This window comes from Mycolicibacterium llatzerense (assembly GCF_000878195.1).
Classification (GTDB): Bacteria; Actinomycetota; Actinomycetes; order Mycobacteriales; family Mycobacteriaceae; genus Mycobacterium; species Mycobacterium llatzerense.
This window is the reverse complement of the sequence record NZ_JXST01000034.1, coordinates 1-13,141: the sequence shown is the minus strand read 5'-3', so window position 1 is coordinate 13,141 and position 13,141 is coordinate 1. Positions and strand designations below refer to the sequence as shown.

The following is a 13,141-nucleotide window of genomic DNA, read 5'->3' as shown; positions in this document are numbered from 1 at the left end:
GGGGGCTATCTGCCTCGATTCAGGGTGTTGCGCAGTTGCTTGGCCAATTCACGGTTCTCGATCGGGCGACCGAGGAAAGGCGCTATGGCCCGCGCGATCCGTACCACCGCAAGGGGGCGTGGCGGGATCTTGTAGAAGTGGTTGCCGATGATCAGCCATCCGCCGCCGTCGCCGGCGACGCCGCCCAGTATCTCACCCACCAGGTCGGGTACATGGGGCATGTGGTGAACGCTCTCACCGATCACCGACACGGAGTCATCGCCGAGATTGGCCACATAGATGCGGCTTTCGTCAGGACTCACCGCCACATCCCACGCGTCTTCGCCGACTTCAATTGTCGTGGTGACGTCGTTGGAAGCGGCGTTGATCACCTGCAATGAGCCGGGCCCGGGGAAGCCACGGTTGGTGATGTAGACGTGGACGCCGTTGGCGCTGACTGCGACACCGATCGGCGAGTTGCCGACCGAGATGGTCGTGGTGACGGTGTTCGTCGTCCCGTTGATCACCGAGACCGTGCCGTTGGGCGCGGCATTGGTGACGTAGACGCGAGAGCCGTTGGGGCTTACCGCAACACCGCTGGGCAAATCGCCGACTTGGACGGTCTTGATCACGGTATTCGTGGCGGTGTTGATCACCCAGACGGTGCCGTCGAGATTCCAGTTCGTGACGTAGGCGCGTGTGCCGTTCGGACTGACAGCGACGGCGTTGGGATGTCCGTCGACGGGGATGGTCGCGCTGACTGTGTTGGTGGCCGTGTCGAGTACCACCACGTTTCCTGACGTGGCTGGGCTATTGGCCGCGGCAACGTACGCACGGGTGCCGTCGGGAGTCAACGCGATTCCGCCCGCGAAGTCGCCGACCGGAATGTCCGCGGTGATCGTGTTGGTGGCGGTGCTGATCACCGAGACCGTGCCTGCGTTCTCGATCGTGACGTAGGCACGCGCGCCGTCGGGGGAGATCGCCACCGAGTCGGGGAGGTCGCCGACGGGGATGGTGGCGATGACCGTGTTGGTCGAGGTGTTGATCACCGAGATGGTGTCGCCGCCACCGTTGAGGACGTAGACGCGGCCGCCATCGGGAGTGACTGCCAGCCGGCTCGGGGAACCGCCAACATGGATGGTTTTGAGAACTTCGAGCGCCATGGTGTGCCCTCCGGTCGCATCAAATTGACCTGACCCAGCAGCAGCCAAGCTACAACAGGGCGACGGCGTATCAGCCGCATTGAGCAGAACCCTTGGTGACCGGCCAGGGACTTGCTAACTTCCGCCAGTGCGCTACACACGAAGAGCCAGAGTGTCGGTGTTGCTGCTCTTCGCCCTGCTGCTCGCGGCATGCGGGTCGTCGGGCAGCAACAACGGCGAGAACCCGGTCAAGGCGGCGGGCGTGCTGCGCGTCGGTACCGAAGGCGTCTACTCACCGTTCAGCTATCACGATCCTGCGACGGGCGAACTGGTCGGATATGACGTCGACGTCGCCAAGGCGGTCGCCGCCAAGGTCGGTGTGAGAGTCGAATTCGTCGAGACGCCATGGGATTCGATCTTCGCGGCGCTCGAGGCCAACCGATTCGACGTCGTCGCCAACGAAGTGACGATCAATGCCGAGCGCAAGGCCAGGTACGACCTGTCCGAGCCGTATTCGGTCGGCGAGGGCGTCATCGTGACTCGGGCCGACGACAACGCCGTCAAGTCGCTCGACGACATCAAGGGCAAGGTCGCGGGCGAAACAGCAACCAGCAACTGGGCGCAGGTCGCTCGCGACCACGGCGCGAAGGTTGAGGTTGTCGAAGGCTTCACCCAGGCCATCAAGCTGCTCAACCAGGGTCGCGTCGACGTGGTGATCAACGACAGCATCCCGGTGTACGCCTACCTCGCCGAGACGGGGGACAAGTCAGTCAAGATTGCCGCCAACACCGGCGAGAAGAGCGAGCAGGGCTTTGCGGCCCGCAAGAACAGCGGACTGTTGCCCGACCTGAACAAGGCCCTCGATGCGCTTCGCGCCGACGGCACGCTGGCCAGCATCTCGCAGAAGTATTTGAAGGCCAACGCATCTGGCGGGCCGGACGCCGACGGGGCGCAGCATGCGCCACGGTCGACATGGAAGTTGATCGGGGACAGCCTCGCACCGTTGGCGAAGGCCGCGATCACCAAGACGATCCCGTTGACGGTCATCAGCTTCGCGATCGGCCTGGTGCTGGCGCTCGCGGTGGCGCTGGCACGGCTGTCGTCGAATGTGGTGCTCACCAACGTGGCGCGGTTCTACATCTCGGTCATCCGCGGCACCCCGCTGCTGGTGCAGTTGTTCATCGTGTTCTACGCGCTGCCGGAACTGGGGGTGAAGATCGATCCGTTTCCCGCGGCCATCATCGCGTTCTCGCTCAACGTTGGTGGCTATGCGGCGGAGATCATCCGGTCGGCCATCCAGAGCATCCCCAAGGGTCAGTGGGAGGCGGCCGAGACGATCGGCTTCAATTATGTTGGCGCGCTTCGGCGCATCATCTTGCCGCAGGCCGCCAGGGTGGCGGTGCCGCCGCTCTCGAACACGTTGATCTCGCTGGTGAAGGACACGTCACTCGCCTCGACGATCTTGGTCACCGAACTGCTGCGGCAAGCCCAGATCATCGCGGCGCCGACGTTCGAGTTCTTCGCGTTGTACGGCACCGCCGCTGTGTATTACTGGGTCATCTGCCTGGCGCTCTCGTTCGGTCAGGGTCGCATTGAACGCCGACTGGAAAGGTACGTGGCGCGATGACAGAGAACCGTGTGGTGGCCGAGGGCGTCCACAAAGCTTTCGGCGACAACAAAGTGCTCAAGGGTGTTTCGTTCACCGTCGAGCAGGGGACGGCAACGGCCATCATCGGGCCGTCCGGGTCCGGCAAGACGACGCTACTGCGCACGCTGAACGCGCTCGACCGGGCCGACGCCGGGGTAATCCGTGTGGACGATATCGAGATCGACTTCTCCACGCCGACACCCAAACCCGAGGTGCGCAGGTTCCAGTCGCGGAGCGGCTTCGTCTTTCAGGGCCACAATCTGTTTCCGCACAAGACGGTCCTGCAGAACGTCACCGAGGGGCCGGTCATCGTGCAGAAGCGGCCGAAAGATGAGGCTGAGGCCGAAGCCCTCGCGCTGCTCGACCAGGTGGGGCTCGCTGCCAAGAAGGACCAGTACCCGTATCAACTATCCGGCGGGCAACAACAGCGCGTCGGCATCGCCCGCGCGCTGGCCTTGAAGCCGAAGTTGGTGCTGTTCGACGAGCCGACATCGGCGCTGGATCCCGAACTCGTCGGCGAAGTGCTCTCTGTGATCAAGGATCTCGCGGTGGAAGGCTGGACGCTGGTGATCGTCACCCACGAAATCCAGTTCGCCAGACAGGTTTCCAATCAGGTGCTGTTCACCGACCAGGGCATCATCCTGGAGCGGGGCACTCCGGACGAGGTGATCGGCGACCCGAAGGAAGAGCGCACGCGACAGTTCCTGGATCGTATTCTCAACCCGCTCTAGGTGTGAGAGATACTCTCGCAGAGCGGGTTTCAGTGATGATGGACCGAGGTGCGCCGAAATGCAGTGGCGCGCATCGCTGTCGTGCCGCTATCGTCACCGGTGTGAACATCCGAGTCGAGGAGGTCGTCGGCGCTCGCGCCGACATCAGATGACCGCGCTCCGTCGCCGACCCATTCAGGTCGGCGGCACAGTCATGCCCTCACTCGCCGGTGCGCACGTCGTGCGCTCCGTTTTTCAGGATGGATTCACCGATGGACTCCTACACCCGCGACCAGATCCTCGGCGCCTTTCGAGGTGCCACCCGCAGCGAGGTCAAGAAGGTCACCTTCGCCGCGAACTTCGACGCCGTCGACTTCAACAAGCTCGACTTCTACGGCTGGACCGATCCGAAAATCCCGCGCCGTGCCTACGTGCTCATCGACCGACCCGAGGGGCCAGTCGCGCTACTTTTGAACAGGGCCGCGGTGAAACCACGCGCCCGAGCCATGTGCGCGTGGTGCAACGATGTGAACCTCACCGATGAGGCAGTTCTGTACACCGTGCGCCGGGGCGGTGCCGCAGGGCGTAAGGGGGACACCATCGGAGCCCTGATCTGCGAGAACTTCGAATGTTCCCGAAACGTCCGGCGGCTACCGCCCGCGTATCACCGGGGGACCGATCTCGCCGGCCTTCGCGAACAGCGAGTTGGCGAGCTGCGGCGCAAGGTGCACGGATTCGTCAATGAGGTGCTCTCAACCGAGGCTTGAAGCCAGGCGGGGGATCGTCGTCACCCGTTGTCCCGCCAGGCGACAACCTCCTTGAGAGACGCCAGGTCGTAGCCGTTGTCGGAGGTGAGTTCGGTCTGGAACAGCGTGACGCCTGCTTCGCGGAAAGTGTCAGCGGTTTCGGCATTCGCCCAGAGCGTCGAGCGTTCGATGTCGGCGCCGTTGCGGCCGAACGTCGCCGCCAATTCGTCGACCCGGTCGCTGGCCCTGCGGAACGCATCGAGGTCCTGGAATGCGTGCCAGATGTCGGCATGCTTGGCAACGGCAGGCAGCGAGCGCTTGGGCCCCGTGCCGCCGATGAGGATCGGTATCTCCCGGATGGGCGGCGGAATCAATGCGGCAAGCCGATTCTCGATACGGATCAGGCTCTCGTCGAACAGATCGAAGCGGGAGCCGAAGGTGCCGAAGTCGTAACCGTAAGTGGTGTAGTCCTTTTCGTACCACCCGGCACCGAGGCCGAGGATGAGCCGGCCGCCGCTGATGTGGTCGACGGTACGTGCCATGTCGGCGAGCAGGTCCGCGTTGCGGTAGCCGACGCCGGTGACGAGGAGGCCGATCTCGGCGTGCGAGGTGATCTCACCCCATGACGCGAGTGCGGTCCAACCTTCGAAGTTGGCGACGTCGGGCTGCTCCTCTTCGAGGACGGGCTTGCCGTCGACGATGGCCTGCATCGCCGGGCGGTGGAAGTGGTCGTAGCCGAAGATCACGTCGACGCCGAGGTCGTCGGCGGCCAGGACGGCGTCGCGCCACGTGGCGTAGTCAGGCGTGCCGCCGGGCTGGATCTGCACAGCGACGCGGACGGGACGAGTCATGGATGCTCCTGAGTCAGGGAAAGGATGACTCTTGAGGCAAGTCCGTCGCGGGCGGGGTTATTCCTTGTTCGGTCCGGTGTCAGGTCGTAACGACGAGCTTGCCGGTTGCCTTGCCGGACTCCATGTATGCGTGAGCCTCTGCGATCTGGTCGAGGCCGAAGATGCGGTGGACGGGGACGATCGCCGTACCGGCGGCGACGGCGTCCAGGAAATCCTGCAGAACTCTGGGGGAGAGGTCGTTGGCGTCGCCGCCGTAGGCGGTCAGCCGGACGCCGCGCGGCAGATAGTCGATGGGGTAGAACTGGTCGACTATCCACTGGTTGGACAGCATGCCGGTGAAGCAGACGACGCCGTGGATTCGGGTGGCGCGCAGCGTGTCCGGCAGCGTCGGAGTGCCGATGAGTTCGAGAGCGGTATCGACGCCGCCGTCGATGATCTCGCGCACCTGTGTTGCGATCTCGCCGGTGTCGATGAGGATGTGGTCGACGCCGATCTGTTCCAACGCCCCGGACTTGTCAGGGTTGCGGGTGGTGGCGAGCACCGTCATGCCGCGGCCTTTGGCGAGGATGGCGGTGGTCATGCCGACCGAGGAAGTGCCGCCGCGGATCAGGATCGATTGCCCCGGTTGGGCGTCGAGGCCGACAGTGAGCGAGCCGTTCGAGGTCTGCAGCATCTCCGGGACCGCGCCGAGTGTTGCCCAGTCCAGAGTGCTGGTGAACGGAATGACCTGCGAGACGGGCACACAGGTGTATTCGGCGTAGCCGCCGTCGTAGGTGCGACCCATCCCGCCCATCATGGCGGCCACCTGTTGCCCCACGGCCACCTCGCGGCCGGGGCAGGCGGCGACCACTCCGACGGCCTCGATGCCCAGCACACGGGGGAAGGTGACGCCGTCGGCCAGGCCGAGTCGGGTGTGGAGTTCGGATCGGTTGAGCCCGAAGGCCTTTACTCGGATCAGGACCTGGCCGGGTTCGGGTGTCGGGATCGGTAGCTCGCGCAGGTGCAGTGCCTCGGGTGGCCCGGGAGCAGCCAGGACTACCGCGCGCATCGTGTCAGGTAGGTCGGTCATTGATATGCACTCCTGGTTTCGTCGCTGCTCAGGTTAGATACCCGCAGCAGTTCGAGGGTGGCGTTGAATCGCGCCATGACATCGCTCGTGAGGACCGCTCCGATGCGGTCGCTGAGTTCGTCGTCGAGGGTCGCTGCCGCCGCTCGCAGGACTTCTCGTCCCACAGGGGTCAGCACGACCTGCGAGGAACGGCCGTCCACCGGGTGTTGTTGCCGGCTTAGGTAACCGGCGGCTTGGATGCGGTCGGCCAGCTTGCTTGCACCGCCCTCGGTGATGATCAACGCCTCGGCGATGTCGCGAACGCGAGCCTGGTCGAGCCGAGCGACGACGCGCATCAACTCGAACCACGTCAGCGGCAGGTCATGCTCTTCGCGGAGCCGGTCATCGACCCCATTCCAGAGCAAGATCTGCACCCGCACCAGTCGATCGAAGACCTCCGCCGGCCCGTCATCCGCCACAATGTCACCCTACGCGATATTTCCATTCCATGTAATGCTTATTGGATACGGGTACTTGCACCCTGAGGAGCAGGCCGTAGCCGAATCCTGGTTGATTCATGCTCTTGCTAGGACGGATTGGTCGGATGTTGTTGCAGTAGCCCCGAGCAGTTATCGCTTCCGTAGAATGGAAAAGATATGAGTGTGGGGGCGCCGCGCGCGTCAGTTGCGTCGCGGTGTCACAGCGCGTCGTAGACCGCGGCGACGAGCCGATAGGCGCGGCGATCGCCGGCCAGCCAGTCTCGGCGCAGATTGGGCACGAAAGCGAAAGCGACCTTGTGTTCGAGATCTGCCAGTCCCACCGAGCCACCGGCCCCCGGGTGACCGAATACAGTGCATCGCGCAGGTTCGGGCACCACGAAGTTCTGCGACGGCAGCATGTAGCCGAGCCCAAATGCACTTTCCAAGCGCAGCACCCGGTCGCGGCCGCGTACGCGTTCGATGATCGCTTCCCGCAGAGAACCTGGGGCGATCAGGGTTCCGCTGATCAGATCGCCATAGAATTTGGCCAGATCACGAGCGGTGGTGACCAGGCCAGCCGCAGGCCAACCGGCCGCCAATACTTCTGGATCATTATAGGACGCAACAGGATTCGACGATGCCCGGATGAACAGCGATTCCGAATCGGCGATCGCGGCCACCATCTCGGCGACTGCATCGTCCGGTATCGGCGGCGCGTTCTCAGCCTTCCAGACACGCTGGTCGGGCGGTGGCGAACTGATCCGTGCAGCCTCGCGTGCCGCCGCACCGGAAGCGCCGATGAGCAGCCGATCACCCAGGTGTCGCCGGGTGAACTCGCCGACTGTCATATCGGTGTGGCGGCGCACGAATTCACCGACCAGCCACCCGAAAGTCAAAGCGTGATAACCATGTTCGGTCCCCGGCCGCCAGAGAGGGGATTGGCGCGCCAGCAGGTCGGCCATCGCAGCAGGATCCGTGGTTTGGGCCGCCGAAACCGGGCGCTCCAACACGGGCAATCCGGCCCGATGGGACATCAAGTCGCTCAGCGTGGTCTCGTGCTTGTCGTGTTGTGCGAATTCCGGCCACCAAGCGCTCACCGGTTCGTCAGGGCCGTGGCCGCATTGCTGGGCGACCATGAGGGCCGCGGTCGCCGTGACACCTTTGGTGCAGGAAAAGGTCGGACAAGCGGTGTCGCGCGTCCATGGACGTCCAGTCCTCCTGTCGGCGATGCCTCCCCACAGATCCACCACCGCACGGCCGTCGACGAATACCGCTACCGAGGCGCCGAGGTCATCGCCGTTGGCCAAACCTGCTTCAAAGACGGCTTTCACTTCCGCAAACGCGGGGTCAGTGTGCCCCTCCGCTGAACCGGACATGCACCGAATTAGAACACGTTCTAGTATCGGTCGAGTGCAGATCCCGCACACCCGTTTGAGCTCGAGCGGTCCAAACCGGTTGTGAGCCGCCATCGATCGCCGTGGCGGGACACCCCGCGCGGGTCAGGCGGTCAGCGTCGTCTTCAGCGCTGCGATCGTGGCGGGGCTCAGCCCCACGCCGTCGGTCAGGTAACGCTCCATCGAGCCGTACCGTGTGCGCACCTCGTCCAGACCGGACTGCAACGCCTCGGGGAACACACCGAGTATCACCCGAGTTCCGGCTCCGGCTTCTGGTCCGTGCGCCCCAGTGGCGGCAGCTACTCCGGCATCGATGGACTTCTTTGAGTACTCATTGGTGAGCAGGTAGTCGCTCATCACGTCGGCAGGCGACACGCCTACCAGAGTCTGCAGGACTGCACTGGCCCAGCCGACCACGCCGCAGGCCATGCACTCCCACCACTGCGCGGCGTAACCCGTGGACCCGAACCGCACGATCACGTCCGGTCAGGCGTAGCCGACCCAGCCGCGGAAAGTGAACGCCGAGAAGAACTCAGTGACGTTGGTGAATCCGGCGCGTTCGAGAATGGCACGGTCTTCGTCTGGGCTCAGCGCAGGCATGTGCTGGTTGATCATCTCGCTGGCCATCTCGACGTAGGCGGGCTGGTTGCCTGCGGCGAGAAGATAGGCGACGTGTCTGTCAAGCCACCGTTGACGTTTGGCATCGTCTTCTTGTGGATAGCTGACGTGCATGACGAGAAACGGTGCGCCAGGCCGTAGCCGGCGGTGCACCTCGGCGACGGTACGTAATCGATCCTCCGGTTCGGTCAAGTGCAGTAGCAGCAGCGCCGTCGCGGCGTCGAACGGCCCTTCGGGGGCGTCGTCGACGTATCCTTCGTGCACGTCCATGCGTGCGGCGAGCGGCCCGAGGGTGTCCTTGGCGAGGTCGATCATGGGTGCAGACGGGTCAACGGCCATGAACTTCCACCGTGGGTGTGCTGTGGCGAAGGCCTTGATCTCCAGACCGCCCCCGGCGCCCAGCACTAGGACCTGTGCGTCTGCGGGTGCTTCCTCGGCTAGCAACACCGACGCCATGGTGTGGATGTCGTGATAGCCGGGCACGGTCTGCGGGGCCTGCTCAGCGTACGTGGATACCAGGGATGCGGCTCCGAAGCCGCTCGGTCGTTCACTCATATCCTCAGCATCCCTTCGTCGGCCCAAAAGTGGCAATGCAGTTTGCTGATTTGGCAATCTTCTATCGCCGATGGCCTGCGCGTGCGGTCATATATCTGCCCGGGCGGGTCGCAGAATCCGTTGCGACACTTGAAATAGCGCGGTGCGTAGATCGATGTCGCGCAACGGATTTCCGAGGCGTGGTGCGAAACACGCTGTTGTGCAATAATCTTCACGATTATCGGAAGAACACGGCGAGAATTGCCGGCAAACGTCAGTATTCGATTCGGCCGTATTGCCCCGAATGCGTGATTCGGCTATCGACGCAGCGGATTTGAGGGAGAGAACATCGGCCCGGTTCTTCGGTCTGAGGGTCGCTGGGGGTCGCTCGCGGAATCGACGCGTCGTGGGGGACTGTCTTTGAAGGACTATTGCCGAGAGTTGCCCGACCCCACCAACCGCCCGGTGGTCACGCCGCCGCGTTGTGACGGTTCACGCGACACTGCTGGCGATCGCGATAACCAGCCCGCCCAGGGTCAGCACCCCGACCATCACCGCGGCGGCGATCGCCCGGCGCCGCCGGTGCCGACGAGCGTCGTAGATCGCCACGGCAATGCCGGCCAAAATCAATGCTGCATAGACCGCCAGCCCCACCGTCAGCGTGGCCGTCGACGCGGCGTTGGCCAAGGTCACGTTGTGCACGCCGTGAGCCTACTGCGCGAACGGAAGCATCACTCCGTCAGTCAGTTCGGATCGGTCAGCGCCACGTGACTCGGTCATTTCTCAACCGACTTGTAGTGCGCAGACACCGCGGCGTCGGCCATGTTGTGGGCCAGTTGGCCGGTCTCGCCGAATAGCTCCGGTTGCCAACGCTCCAGCAGCGCAGTGTTGTCGACATCGTTCGGATGGAATCCTACGGTGTTGTACTTCCGAAACCGTTGGAGCACAGATCGTTTCAGAAAGGGAGAGCGGCGCAGACGCCACAGGCTGCCGAACAGGCGCACGGGATTGTAGGTCGCGCGGTCCCTGAGCATGGACAGCGTGGTGAACGCGACGATGCTGCCGAAGAAGGTGAGCGTCACCATGCGCATGGTCCAGATCCTGCGTCGCTCGCTGCCGCCCACCGTCCGGTACACGTCGAATGCGACCGCACGATGTTCGGATTCCTCATAAGCGTGCCATAGCAACATCTTTCGCACCTCGGTCGACCCGAGCAGGGCTTGGGCGTCCTCGTCGCCGAGTAACGACTCGGCGAAGACAGCGGTGAAGTGCTCCAATGCGGCCGTCATCGCCAGACAGGTCAGCGGGGAGAATCGGCGCTCATCCCAACGCAGTGACCTTGCGGTGAACCGGTCGTTGTACCGGGTCGGATAGCCCATCTGCTCGAGGCGCTCGTTGAGCGCGACGTGCTCACGACTGTGCGTCACTTCCTGGCCGATGAAGCCCTTGACCTGCTCTTTGAGAACCGGGTCGGTGACCTGATCGGCATAGTGGCGCACGGACCGGACGAAGAAATCCTCGCCCTCGGGGAACGTCGAGGACAGATACGCCAGGACGTGGCTCATGACCAGATCGCCCTGGACGTAGTGTCTTTCGAGGCCACCCTCGGGGTAGTTGAAGTGGATGCGCCGGGCGCGGACGGGCCGTGTCGCGGTGTCAGGCATGTGCTTCCCCCATGGTTGGTGCCAATTGAGTCAACATTGCAGTGAAGAAGGCCCGCACTTCGGCGACCTTCTGGCGCTGGTCGCTCTGGGTCATGTCGTAGAGACCGAGACCGTCGAAGAGCGCGGTGATGGTGCGCAGCAGCACCCCAAACGACGGCTCTGCGGTTGCTTCGCCGAAGAATTCGGTGGCCGACGCGTGCAGAATCTCGATGTACTTGTCGTCCCACCTCGCCATCAAGGCACGCAATTCGGCGTCGTGCCGGGCCGCGATCGAAAGTTCCACCAAGGCACGGCATTCGGGCTGTTCGTAGAACGACCACAGGATGTCGAGCGCGGCGGCCGGTGTGCGCTGCTGCGGGTCGAGTCCGGCCATCCGCGACTCGAATTCGACAGTGCGCTTGGCCACCAGGTGGCCGGCGGCAGCACTTACCAGCGCAGCCTTGGTGGGGAAGTGATGGGCGAGAGCGCCCCGAGACACCCCGGCTCGCCGCACGACGTCATTCGTGGAGGTGGCCGCGTAGCCCTTGTCGACGATGCACCACAGCGTGGCCTCCAGGAGTCGCAACCGCATCGTCTCCACCCGCTCCGCACGAGGGATTCGAACCCGCTCGCTGGAGTGCCGCCGTCGCGTTCTCGCGGTCATACGGGGGACGGTAGACCCGAATCAACAAACAGGCAAGCCTGCCTGTGAAATCATCTTGATGCTCAGCCGCACGGTCGCCACGATCGGTTCAGGGTTCCAGCCCTCACACGTAACGGGTGCCATCGCCAAGATCGCGTCGATGTATGTGACCAGCGCTGCTAACGAGTGAGTCGGGCGGAACATCCGTTGCCACGACGGCGCCCGCGGCAACGACCGATCCTGAACCGATTGTGACACCAGGAGCGATAGTTGCATTGGCCCCGATCCACACATTTGACCCAATATTGATCGGGGAGACAGTGATGCCATCGAACCGCTCCGCCGGGTCGACCGGATGGCCGGCGGTACAGAGCGTGACGCCTGGCCCGATCATTGTGCGGTCTCCGATTGTGATGCCCCCAAGGTCATAAAATGAGCAATTCTGGTTGACGAAGACGCGATCACCCAGACGCAGGTTTAGGCCGTAGTCGCAATAAAACGGCGGGTAGATTGTGCAGGTCTCAGGCAGCGGCTGCCCCAGGATTTCTTTCAGCAGGGAGTTGCGACCATCGACATCGGAGTGCCGGAGGACATTCAGCTGCGACGTCAGGTCCATGACAAACTGCACCCGTTCCACCACATGGCGCGATTCGTCGGTACCCCTGGGGATCAACCGCGCCGAGTTCTTCTTCATGTCTCGATCCTGGCACCGGCCGCGGACATCCCGTGTGGCGACTCGCCTCACTGCTATACCGCTATGTGACAACGACCGTCGGTGGTGGTAGATGGAAAGCGCTACACGGCAACCGAAAACGATGAGACCTGGCAACGCCATCGACTAGCACCTCGGGCTCAGACGGTCACTCCAATGGCTCGGGCGTGAAGGTGACGTCGACTCCGCCCACGGTCATCGTCACCTGACCTTCGATCACCATCACCTGCGCCGAGACCCGCCGATCGACAGTCTGGGCCAGTTGCTGCACCGGTGCGTGCGGTATCTGCACCACCGACAGGTTCGGCAGTCCCGCCACCTTGGGGCCGACGGTGCGCCACCAGGTGGCCACGCCGGCGGCGAATGGGAAGAGCAGCACTTGGTCGGCCTGGCTGGCCGCCTTGCCCAAGGCGCGTTCGTCGGGCTGGCCGACGTTGATCCACTCCAGGGTCCGTCCGGTGTAGTCGGCGAGCCGCAAGTCCGGTACACCAGGGGAGGACAGGCCTGGCCCGAACGCCAACTCGCCGTCGACGTCGCTGAGCCGGTGTGCGCGAAGCCCAAAAGCCAACAACCGCACCACCATCCGCTCATCGGTCTCACTGGGATGACGGGCCACGGTCAGCGCGTGATCGGCGTAGTAACCGTGATCAACATCGGAGACGCCAAGTTCGACTTTGAATACTGTTGCAGAAAGGGCCACGTCATAGTGTCCACCCACGCGGTGCCTCCCGAGCAGTCGGGCCGCGTTGAGTGGTCACCAGCCGTCAGTTCGAGTCGCAGCCGACGTCGGGGCCCGTCGTCTTCCTCGCGCCCGCGGAGGACAGGCCAATGCGAAAGCGATTCGGGGGCAGCACTTTCTCCCCAAATTACTGGTAACCCTCAGTATTCGATTCAGCCGTAATCCGGTGATTGTTGATATCGATAGGGTCGGCAGTTTCGGGATGGGCGGCTGGCAGCAGCTGTGATGGACTCACACTTGGCAAGCCCTTTGGGC

The 13,141-nt window shown here is 63.7% G+C and carries 15 protein-coding genes; 3 read left to right on the top strand and 12 right to left on the bottom strand.

Annotation, left to right across the window (positions count from 1 at the left end; genetic code table 11):
• Positions 1 to 5 precede the first annotated feature (5 nt).
• Positions 6 to 1,142, bottom strand: coding sequence for a beta-propeller fold lactonase family protein (locus tag TL10_RS21410; protein ID WP_051954968.1), 1,137 nt, complete (start codon positions 1,140 to 1,142; stop codon positions 6 to 8).
• 151 nt (positions 1,143 to 1,293) lie between these two features.
• Between TL10_RS21410 and TL10_RS30295 the strand changes: the two genes are divergently transcribed.
• From TL10_RS30295 to TL10_RS21390, 3 genes are all read left to right on the top strand, one after another.
• Positions 1,294 to 2,748 carry an ABC transporter permease subunit gene (locus TL10_RS30295; protein WP_318259822.1) on the top strand — a complete coding sequence of 485 codons (1,455 nt, stop codon included), beginning with the start codon at positions 1,294 to 1,296 and terminating at the stop codon, positions 2,746 to 2,748.
• Entirely contained in the window at positions 2,745 to 3,500 is a 756-nt protein-coding gene (locus TL10_RS21395; RefSeq protein ID WP_043397922.1) for an amino acid ABC transporter ATP-binding protein, read from the top strand. The genes TL10_RS30295 and TL10_RS21395 overlap by 4 nt, the downstream gene beginning before the upstream one ends.
• A 251-nt stretch (positions 3,501 to 3,751) precedes the next feature.
• Positions 3,752 to 4,246, top strand: coding sequence for an FBP domain-containing protein (locus tag TL10_RS21390; protein WP_043397925.1), 495 nt, complete (start codon positions 3,752 to 3,754; stop codon positions 4,244 to 4,246).
• A 20-nt stretch (positions 4,247 to 4,266) separates the two neighbouring features.
• Here the strand turns inward: TL10_RS21390 and TL10_RS21385 are convergent, their stop codons facing one another.
• From TL10_RS21385 to TL10_RS21335, 11 genes are all read right to left on the bottom strand, one after another.
• Positions 4,267 to 5,076 (bottom strand): LLM class F420-dependent oxidoreductase, encoded by an 810-nt coding sequence (locus tag TL10_RS21385; RefSeq protein ID WP_043397928.1) that lies wholly within the window; start codon positions 5,074 to 5,076, stop codon positions 4,267 to 4,269.
• 79 nt (positions 5,077 to 5,155) lie between these two features.
• Positions 5,156 to 6,145, bottom strand: a complete 990-nt coding sequence (locus tag TL10_RS21380; RefSeq protein WP_081936755.1) for a zinc-binding alcohol dehydrogenase family protein — start codon at positions 6,143 to 6,145, stop codon at positions 5,156 to 5,158.
• Positions 6,142 to 6,603, bottom strand: a complete 462-nt coding sequence (locus TL10_RS21375) for a MarR family winged helix-turn-helix transcriptional regulator (protein WP_043397931.1) — start codon at positions 6,601 to 6,603, stop codon at positions 6,142 to 6,144. The genes TL10_RS21380 and TL10_RS21375 overlap by 4 nt, the downstream gene beginning before the upstream one ends.
• 218 nt (positions 6,604 to 6,821) lie before the next feature.
• The gene (locus TL10_RS21370; protein ID WP_234711507.1) at positions 6,822 to 8,072 is read right to left on the bottom strand and encodes a serine hydrolase domain-containing protein; all 1,251 of its coding nucleotides are present in this window, start codon (positions 8,070 to 8,072) and stop codon (positions 6,822 to 6,824) included.
• Positions 8,073 to 8,102: 30 nt separating this feature from the next.
• Positions 8,103 to 8,471, bottom strand: coding sequence for a tyrosine-protein phosphatase (locus TL10_RS21365; protein WP_131630783.1), 369 nt, complete (start codon positions 8,469 to 8,471; stop codon positions 8,103 to 8,105).
• Positions 8,472 to 8,483: 12 nt separating this feature from the next.
• Positions 8,484 to 9,170 (bottom strand): class I SAM-dependent methyltransferase, encoded by a 687-nt coding sequence (locus tag TL10_RS21360; RefSeq protein WP_043397936.1) that lies wholly within the window; start codon positions 9,168 to 9,170, stop codon positions 8,484 to 8,486.
• 471 nt (positions 9,171 to 9,641) lie between these two features.
• Entirely contained in the window at positions 9,642 to 9,851 is a 210-nt protein-coding gene (locus TL10_RS21355) for a hypothetical protein (RefSeq protein WP_043397938.1), read from the bottom strand.
• A 74-nt stretch (positions 9,852 to 9,925) separates the two neighbouring features.
• Positions 9,926 to 10,813: a metal-dependent hydrolase gene (locus tag TL10_RS21350; protein ID WP_043987214.1), complete on the bottom strand. Its 888-nt coding sequence runs from the start codon at positions 10,811 to 10,813 to the stop codon at positions 9,926 to 9,928.
• Positions 10,806 to 11,456 (bottom strand): TetR/AcrR family transcriptional regulator, encoded by a 651-nt coding sequence (locus TL10_RS21345; protein WP_081936756.1) that lies wholly within the window; start codon positions 11,454 to 11,456, stop codon positions 10,806 to 10,808. Before TL10_RS21345 ends, TL10_RS21350 begins: the two co-directional genes overlap by 8 nt.
• A 103-nt stretch (positions 11,457 to 11,559) precedes the next feature.
• On the bottom strand, positions 11,560 to 12,129 hold the full coding sequence (locus TL10_RS32030; protein ID WP_043397942.1) for a DapH/DapD/GlmU-related protein: 570 nt from the start codon (positions 12,127 to 12,129) through the stop codon (positions 11,560 to 11,562).
• 166 nt (positions 12,130 to 12,295) lie between these two features.
• A complete protein-coding gene (locus TL10_RS21335; RefSeq protein ID WP_043398062.1) occupies positions 12,296 to 12,847 on the bottom strand; it encodes a YaeQ family protein in 552 nt (183 codons plus the stop codon).
• Between the last annotated feature and the right edge of the window lie 294 nt (positions 12,848 to 13,141).